This window comes from Salegentibacter maritimus (assembly GCF_016236975.1).
In the GTDB taxonomy this organism is placed as follows: Bacteria; Bacteroidota; Bacteroidia; order Flavobacteriales; family Flavobacteriaceae; genus Salegentibacter; species Salegentibacter maritimus.
Genome location: NZ_JAEHNY010000034.1, coordinates 1 through 374, shown reverse-complemented (window position 1 = coordinate 374; position 374 = coordinate 1). Strand labels below are relative to the sequence as shown.

Here is a 374-nt window from a genome sequence, read left to right as displayed (position 1 = left end):
ATTACAAGTTCTTCGGAAGTCGACTCACAATCACCATTGTCTGCCTGTACAAAATAAGTACCTGCACCTAATCCGCTGAATTCTCCATTTGCAATCGAATTGCTTACTGGGTTTTGGTTTTCGTCTAAAAGAGTATAAGTAATTCCCTGTACCGTAGTTACCGAAATAGTCCCGGTAGTATCTTCACAAGTTGGTTGGTGCGCAATACTTGCTTGCGGCTGCGCCGGAGTTCCTAAATTTTCTATGATAACCAAAGCTTCAGAAACTGACTCACAATCGCCATTGTCTGCCTGTACAAAATAAGTACCTGCACCTAATCCGCTGAACTCCTCATTTACAATCGAATTATTTAATGGATTTTGATTTTCATCTAA

1 protein-coding gene is annotated in these 374 nt (G+C 40.4%); it reads right to left on the bottom strand.

Translation table 11 applies throughout. The annotated features are described in order from the left end of the window. A partial coding sequence (locus tag I6U50_RS15770; protein ID WP_198639556.1) for a hypothetical protein occupies positions 1-374 on the bottom strand: 374 nt, incomplete at both ends.